The sequence below is a fragment of the Inquilinus sp. OTU3971 genome, assembly GCF_038440215.1.
Genome location: NZ_JASATH010000280.1, coordinates 1 through 7066 on the forward strand (window position 1 = coordinate 1; position 7066 = coordinate 7066).

Sequence of the window (7066 nt, forward strand, 5' to 3'; positions counted from 1 at the left end):
CCCCCCCCCCCCCCCCCCCCCCCCCCCCCCCCCCCCCCCCCCCCCCCCCCCCCCCCGGGCCGGGGGCGCTCGGTCACTCTGCCCGCTGCCTCCGGCCCGCCCGGTTGCTGGACGCAAGCTGGACCGCACCATCGCCGACGCCATCCTCGACCGTCTTGTCCACAACGCCTAAGGGCGCGCTTAGAAATAACCGCGTCATCTTACAGGCTTTGGCGCGATGGCGTAGTTCCAGTCGGGATGGAAGGGATGGCCATGGAGATTGAGGTTTTTCATCTCGCCGTCGGTGACCTTGATGCCTTTGCGGTAGGGGCTGTCGTCGATCTCGCAGGCGACCCGCAGCCCGGTGGTTGTGGTGGTCGCGGCGATCAGCTCGACGACAGCGAGGCGGCTGGTCAGCGGCCGCCCGCGCCAGGTCTGGGTGATGTGGCAGAACAGGCGGTGCTCGATCCGGTTCCATTTCGAGGTGCCGGGCGGGTAGCGGCAGACGCAGATGGTCAGGCCGGTCTCGTCGGCGAGGGCCTGGAGTTCGCGCTTCCACAGACGCAGGCGGGCGCCATTGGATCCGCCGCAATCGGCGGTGATCATCAGCCGCCTGGCGTCGGGATAGCGCTCGCGCCCCATGACCTCGAGGACTAAGCCGGACAAGCCGAGAAGACGGTCAGGCGGCGTCGGCGAGATCGTCAAACGCGTCCGCTCAGGACACCCTGCGTCCTTTCGCGGTAGGGACGTTCATTGCTGAACGCCCCCCGCACAGATCCGGGCGAGCGGAATTCCCGCACCCGGCTCCCACCTCGGGTGTTTGACGGCGAAGCGTTGACTTGGCCAGGGGTGAAGGATTTGGGGCTCGGGGAGCCATTCGTTCTTCAGCTTGGCGATCCTGTCCCACCTCGTCCTGTCCTTCTGGCTGCGCTGCCGAAGCGTTCGCCCCCAGAGGGTGATGACATGATGGCGGAAAGCTCCCAGCGCCGCGCTGTTGGTCGGCACGGCGTGGTAGTTGAAGAAGCCGGAGACGACCTGTCGCAGCCACCGCCCCTGGTCCAGGATCGAGTGGTGCATCCGTCGCCGGAGTTCCTCCTTGATCTCCCTGAGCTTCGCCCGCATGCGGTCGCGCCGGGTCTTCCTGTGGATCAGGAATTTACCCCGGCGAGATTTGCCGCAGAAGAAGGTAAAGCCGAGGAAGTTGAAGGTCTCCGGCTTGCCAAGCCCGCGCTGCGCGCGTCGGGCCGCCACGTGGCGGCCGAACTCGATCAGGCGCGTCTTGTCCGGGTGCAGCGTCAGCGAGAACTCCCACAGCCGCTCGCGCATAGCGTCCCAGAAGCGTCGGGCATCGGCCCCCTGTTCGAAGCCGACCGCGATGTCGTCGGCATAGCGCACGACGATCATGTCGCCCGTGGCCTCACGCCGTCGCCAGCGCTCGGCCCAGAGGTCGAAGACATAGTGCAGGTAGACGTTGGCCAGGAGCGGCGATATCACCGAGCCTTGCCCCGTCCCCTGCTCACTCGTCGTCACCTCTCCATCCTCCAGGATGCCCGCCTTCAGCCATTTCTGGATCAGGCGGGTGATGCGCGGGTCGCCGACCCGGTGCTCAACGAAGCGGAGCAGCCATTTCTGGGAGACTCCGTCGAAGAAGCCGGCGATGTCGGCGTCCAATATGTGGTTCACCTTCCTGTGCTCGATGCCGACCACCAGAGCGTCCCGCGCATCGTGCTGGCCGCGCCCCGGCCGGAACCCGTACGAGAACCCGAGGAAGTCTTCCTCGTAGATCGCGTTCAGCACCGCAGCCGTAGCCCGTTGGACGATCTTGTCCTCCAGCGCCGCGACCGCGAGCGGGCGTTGACGCCCATCCGGCTTCGGGATGAACCGCCGCCGGGAGGGCTGCGCCCGGTACGCTCCCCGGTGGACCCGGTCGCGCAGATCCTCGATCCTGCGATCGAGGTCCGCCTCGTAGGCCTGCCACGTCATCCCGTCCACGCCGGGGCCGCATCCCGCTTGAGAGCGAAGAACGCCGTCCGCAGCATCTCGGGGCTGAGATGGTGGAAGAGCGTGGTGAACCGTTCCTTCTTCCTGGTCCTGGCAACGTGCCGTACGCGCTCCAGCGCCTGGGTCACGCTTTCCCGGTCCTGCGCCCGGCGCGTGCGGTGCTGTCGCGCGTTCCCCTTGGTCCCCGCCCTTGGCTCCACCGGCTCCGCCACCGGTCGCCCGGCTTTGTTCGTCGGCTTCGCAGCTACTATGGCGAGGTCAGACTTCTCATGGTCGTGCATCACCGGCTACGGCTCCTCGCCTTCCCGGTGCGGACCAGCGGCAGCATGCCGCCCTGGCCGACCATGAGATCTCCCGGTTCCCGCACAAGGAGCGTCCGCACATGCCAGGGTCTCAGACCACGCCGGGTCGGCCAGGCGCTCGCGATGACGCGCCAGGCCATATCGCCTTCCGTGGTCACAAACACGTCGGCACCCGAGAGGAACTTTTCGCGGCTCAATGGCTGGCCTATGCGCTCCCCTGCCGACGCTTCGCCGCCGCCCTCACGGACGGCGACGCACGGCTCGGGGCCGATGCGGATCGCTACTCCTTCATCGCAACGGACTTGCACCGTCTGCTCCTTGCCAGTCTCCCGGCGCACTGTAACCGGTTTTGGCACGTACCCATTTACTGACCCAATGTGCTCCCAGCCGAGCGCCCCCAGGCTCGCCCGATCGCAGTTTGAGCCGGCAACCCAAAGAAGCCCCGGCAACCAACGTTGGTCGAGCGCGTTCAATCGACGGTCAATGATGGTCCTTCAGGCTGAGGATGTAGGCGACTACGTCCCGGATATCATCCGCCTCCAAGATGAGGTTTGGCATGGCACGATGCGGTGTGCGCAAGAAGACATGCAAGGCCATGCCGGTCATACCCGGCGTCCGCGCAATCCTGTCGAAGGCCGGCGCCCGGGGATTGGGCGAGAAAGCTTGCCCGCGTTCCACGGCGTGGCACGAAGCGCAGACCTGCTGAGCGAAGGCGAAGCCCCGCCGCGGATCACCCTCCTCCTGGGCGCTCAGGCCCGCTGGTACGGTGGCGAAAGCCGCAGCAACCGCCACGCCACACAACCGCCCCATGATCACCTCCGTCGCCCCGGCCGAGTCGTCGGTGGGGGCCACGCCGGACGGACATCTTCTGTAACCATATCATGGGTGAAACGAGCGCGCCGATAGGAGCTTCTCGCGACGAGCCTCAACCCCAGCTATTCGATGACTGTAAATCGGTGCCGGGGCGTGACCCCTCGGAGGGTTTGTCACGTTGTGGAGCGCGGCCGCTCTGAAACGAGCGTCCGCTGTGCTCAGGCCGCGACGCCAGCCGCCTCATGCCATGCCGCGAAAGCCTCGGTGTGTGCAAGCGGTGGTGGGATGACGGCAGAAATTGAAGGTGCTGCAGGTCGCGGCATGCATCGACAGGAACCGCTGCGCGGCGGCGGTTTCGCCTTGTACCCGCCCGTTGGAGTGATTGATGAGCGATCCGGTGCCAGCACCATTCCCGCCACTGCCGACGAAACGCGCCGTCTGGCGTCCCAAAATTGTCTCAGCGCATGTCGCTGACAACTCGGTAGCCGCAGCGGACTTGCCGGGACTGATCGCGCAGATCTACGGCGCGCTCGAGAAGTTGGGACGGCCGGAAGAGCCCGTCATCACCCGTCCGGAGGCGGCTGTTCCGATCCGGAAATCTGTGACGCCCGACTACATCATCTGCCTTGAGGACGGCAAGAAGCTGAAGATACTGAAGTGGCACTTGGCGTCCGCCTACGCCATGACGCCAAACCAGTATCGCGAGCGCTGGGGCCTGCCGGCTGACTACCCTATGGTAGCGCCGAACTATGCCCAGCAGCGGAGCACTCTCGCCAAAAAGATCGGCCTTGGCACCGGTCGCAGCAAGGCGACGGCCCAGCCGGTCGCGCCCGCGCCGAAGCCCGCCAGGGCGCCGCGCGCCAGAAAGGCCGCAGCCAAGCAGTAGGCATCACGGGGAGCGGCGTCGATCGGCGGCGACCGTCCCCGGCCCCAAGGTCCCGAAGCCGCAGGGCCGTACCCACACCGGCTGTTGCTGTCGGGTTCTAAGCGTCAGATATTTACCGCTAGTGCACTGAGTCAGACGGAGGGTACAGGCAGTCGGTCGATTTTGGCGAGGATGTCCCGTGCGGGCTTGGTCCAGACGAAGGGCTTGGGGTCTGAGTTGTGCTGGTCGAGGTAGCGGTTGATGGCGGCCTGGAGGTCGACGATCGAGGTGAAGACGCCGCGCCTGAGGCGCCTTCGGGTGAGGACGGAGAAGAAGTTCTCCACGGCGTTGAGCCAGGAGCCGGAGGTGGGCGTGAAGTGGAACACCCAGCGGGGATGACGGGCGAGCCAGTCCCTGACCTTGGGATGCTTGTGGGTGGCATAGTTGTCGAGGATGGCGTGGATGATCTTGCCGGCCGGGGCCTGGCGCTCGACGGCGTTGAGGAAGCGGATGAACTCCTGATGGGTGTGCTTGTGCATGCATCGTCCGAGCACCACGCCATCGAGCACATTGAAGGCGGCGAACAGGGTGGTCGTGCCGTGTCGCTTGTAGTCGTGGGTCATGGTCCCGGCGTTGCCGGGCTTGAGCGGCAGGCCGGGCTGGGTGCGGTCGAGCGCCTGGATCTGGCTCTTCTCGTCGATCGACAGCACCACCGCATGGGCGGGCGGATGCATGTAGAGCCCGACGATGTCCTCGACCTTCTCGGCGAAGGCGGGGTCCTTGGAGCGCTTGAAGGTGCGCAGGCGATGGGGCGCGAGCTTGTGGGCCTTCCAGATGCGCTGGATCGTGGTCAGCGACAGGCCCGAAGCCTTGGCCATGGCCCGGCCGGTCCAATGCGTGACCTCGCCCGGCGGTTCGGAACAGGTGAGCGCCACGATCCGGGCCACTGTGGCCCGGGGCGTGGGCGCCCTGCCGGGCTTGCGACTGCCTTCGCGCAGGAGCCTGTCGACGCCGTCCTCGGCATAGTGTCGCTGCCAGCACCACACCGCCGGGCGGCTGACGCCGGCGCGGCGCGCCACCTCCAGCGCCGGCAATCGGTCGGCGGAATGAAGGACGATCTGGGCGCGCTGGACATGTTTGAGCGGCCGGCTTCGGTCGGCGACGATCGCGGCCAATCGCGTGCGATCCTCGGCGGAGACGATCACGGAAACGGTCTGGGCCATGGCCGCAGACTCGCACAGCCGGACTGCCCTGTGAAACCTATGATTGGTTCAATGCACTAGCCCCCAACAGCCTCCTTGTTACTATATTGCGAGGCAAGAAAATTGAGCCGATCGAGGATGAACGCCACTATTCTATAAGTTACATACCACATAAATACCAAATTGATAATTGGCGCAATCGCAAAAATCAACCAGATCACAGGGTTTTCCTCAACGCGCGGTGCGATTTTATAAGAAAGTGTTCCAAGTATTAAACTAATGAGAAGCACGGGCAGAAGTTGGAGTGAATTCTCCATAACTAAGCACTCCTGGAATAAGATGGGTTGGGTATTGTACATTGCACTCAATCCTGTAATGAGTCGAGCCTACTGATCCAGATGGAGTGGAAGGTCGGCCGCGGGTGCCGGCTGAGCCAGGGGCGCACCTTCGGCTGCTTGTGAATGTGAACAGCACAGTTGTCGAAGATGACGTGGACGAGCTTGCCAGCCGGCCCCTCCGCAGGCCTGCGAGCGACATCCGCGTTGCTGCGCGAGCAGCCCGAAAAAACTGCCAGTCCGTTCAATGCAGGAGGAAATCCTCTGGATCTGCGAGGCCACCGGCGTGCCGGTGATCGGGGCAGCAGGTGCTGGAGGGCCTGGTGAAACACGGCACTCCTTCGCGGAAAGACGACCGATGCGGCGACGTCGGCTCGCGCGGAATGCGTCGTGCTCAACAAGGGACCTGCGGTCGGGATGGCGGTCGAGCTTCTTGACGGGCTGCTCGCCCGAATAGATGGGCATCAGTTCAAGAAGACGCCGACGCTGAGGCCCTGAAGTCCTGGTGACGGCCACCCGGTGCAGAGGGGATCCGGCCCCTCTTTAGAAGCGTGAGCCAACGCGGGACATCGATCCTTATGCTGCGGCGACTGCAGTGCCCTATCATTCGCTCGGCCAACACCAAGAGGGATTGATAACCGGACGCGAACACCCTGATGAGGCGATCCGGGGCACCGCCCGTTACCTGTTCACGCTGGCCGGTCGGCAGTGAGCCGGGCGCCAATTGCCCTGTCTGGTGCGTCACTGGCAGAGACACCTTCCGCCGGGCACGTGCTCTCGTGGCGTCCGGCGGTGGAAGATGCAGGCACACCGGCAGGTGCCGATCCGGGGTCTCATTTGCTCCGGATCGAGGATTGGCGATGGGCAAACCCCCGATATTTCCGCAGACGGACAGCCGGGTCGTGTGTCTCGCCGGTTCGCCTCGTCAGGCGCAGGGAGTTGAGACCATGTCCTGCCGTGATATCCTGGTTCACGTCGACAGCACCGAAACTCCAGCGCTTGCTGCTGCGACCGACTTCGCGCGTCGCCAGGATGCGCGACTAGTCGGGCTTGGCGTCCACCCGCAAGTGTGGACCGGCTTCGGTCTGCATAGGCTTCCGGCCACGGCGATTGAGGCGTTGGAGCGCGCCAACAAAGAGGCCATCGCTGAAGCAAAACGGCGATTCGACCGCAACATCGAGCGGTACGGCTATGCCGATCGTGCCGAACGGCGCTCCAGCCAGGGCGATCTGGTCGCCGTGGTCGTCTGGAACGGAAGCCGCGAGGCCGCCCGTGCGGTCGCGGACGCGTTTCCGTTACTGCAGCGCGCACGGCAGGTGGACGTGGTGGCGATCGCGCCTCCCAAGGTTGATCAGATTCCCGGCATCGATATCGCGCGCCACTTGGCGGGTCACGACGTCCGCGCCAATGTGGTGGCGCGCGAGGGGATCGATCTCGATGCCGCGAGGGAAATTCTGAACTGCATCGCCGATCGCGGAGCAGACCTGCTGGTCATGGGGTGCTACGGACAGGCCCGCTTGCACGAGATGATCTTCGGCTGTCAACTCGGCGCAGCAGGGTGAGCTATTA

Annotated in this window: 6 protein-coding genes and 1 pseudogene; 2 read left to right on the plus strand and 5 right to left on the minus strand. The window is 65.1% G+C overall.

Going from position 1 to position 7066, the window contains the following annotated elements; all coding sequences use genetic code 11:
* Positions 1-195: 195 nt before the first annotated feature.
* From AAHM41_RS37625 to AAHM41_RS37635, 4 genes and pseudogenes are all read right to left on the minus strand, one after another.
* Positions 196-621 (minus strand): annotated as a pseudogene (locus tag AAHM41_RS37625) (ISAzo13 family transposase); the annotation flags it as partial.
* A 108-nt stretch (positions 622-729) separates the two neighbouring features.
* The gene (gene ltrA / locus AAHM41_RS37630; RefSeq protein WP_446719520.1) at positions 730-1962 is read right to left on the minus strand and encodes a group II intron reverse transcriptase/maturase; all 1233 of its coding nucleotides are present in this window, start codon (positions 1960-1962) and stop codon (positions 730-732) included.
* Positions 1959-2261, minus strand: coding sequence for a hypothetical protein (locus AAHM41_RS40790; RefSeq protein ID WP_446719519.1), 303 nt, complete (start codon positions 2259-2261; stop codon positions 1959-1961). Before AAHM41_RS40790 ends, ltrA begins: the two co-directional genes overlap by 4 nt.
* Before the next feature lie 501 nt (positions 2262-2762).
* On the minus strand, positions 2763-3134 hold the full coding sequence (locus AAHM41_RS37635) for a c-type cytochrome (protein ID WP_342241761.1): 372 nt from the start codon (positions 3132-3134) through the stop codon (positions 2763-2765).
* A 346-nt stretch (positions 3135-3480) separates the two neighbouring features.
* Here AAHM41_RS37635 and AAHM41_RS37640 point away from each other — a divergent pair, with 346 nt between their 5' ends.
* Positions 3481-3981, plus strand: coding sequence for a MucR family transcriptional regulator (locus AAHM41_RS37640; RefSeq protein WP_342241762.1), 501 nt, complete (start codon positions 3481-3483; stop codon positions 3979-3981).
* Positions 3982-4112: 131 nt separating this feature from the next.
* Here AAHM41_RS37640 and AAHM41_RS37645 read toward each other — a convergent pair whose 3' ends face one another.
* Positions 4113-5183, minus strand: a complete 1071-nt coding sequence (locus AAHM41_RS37645) for an IS630 family transposase (RefSeq protein WP_342241763.1) — start codon at positions 5181-5183, stop codon at positions 4113-4115.
* A 1261-nt stretch (positions 5184-6444) separates the two neighbouring features.
* Between AAHM41_RS37645 and AAHM41_RS37655 the strand changes: the two genes are divergently transcribed.
* A complete protein-coding gene (locus AAHM41_RS37655) occupies positions 6445-7059 on the plus strand; it encodes a universal stress protein (protein ID WP_342241764.1) in 615 nt (204 codons plus the stop codon).
* Positions 7060-7066 lie beyond the last annotated feature (7 nt).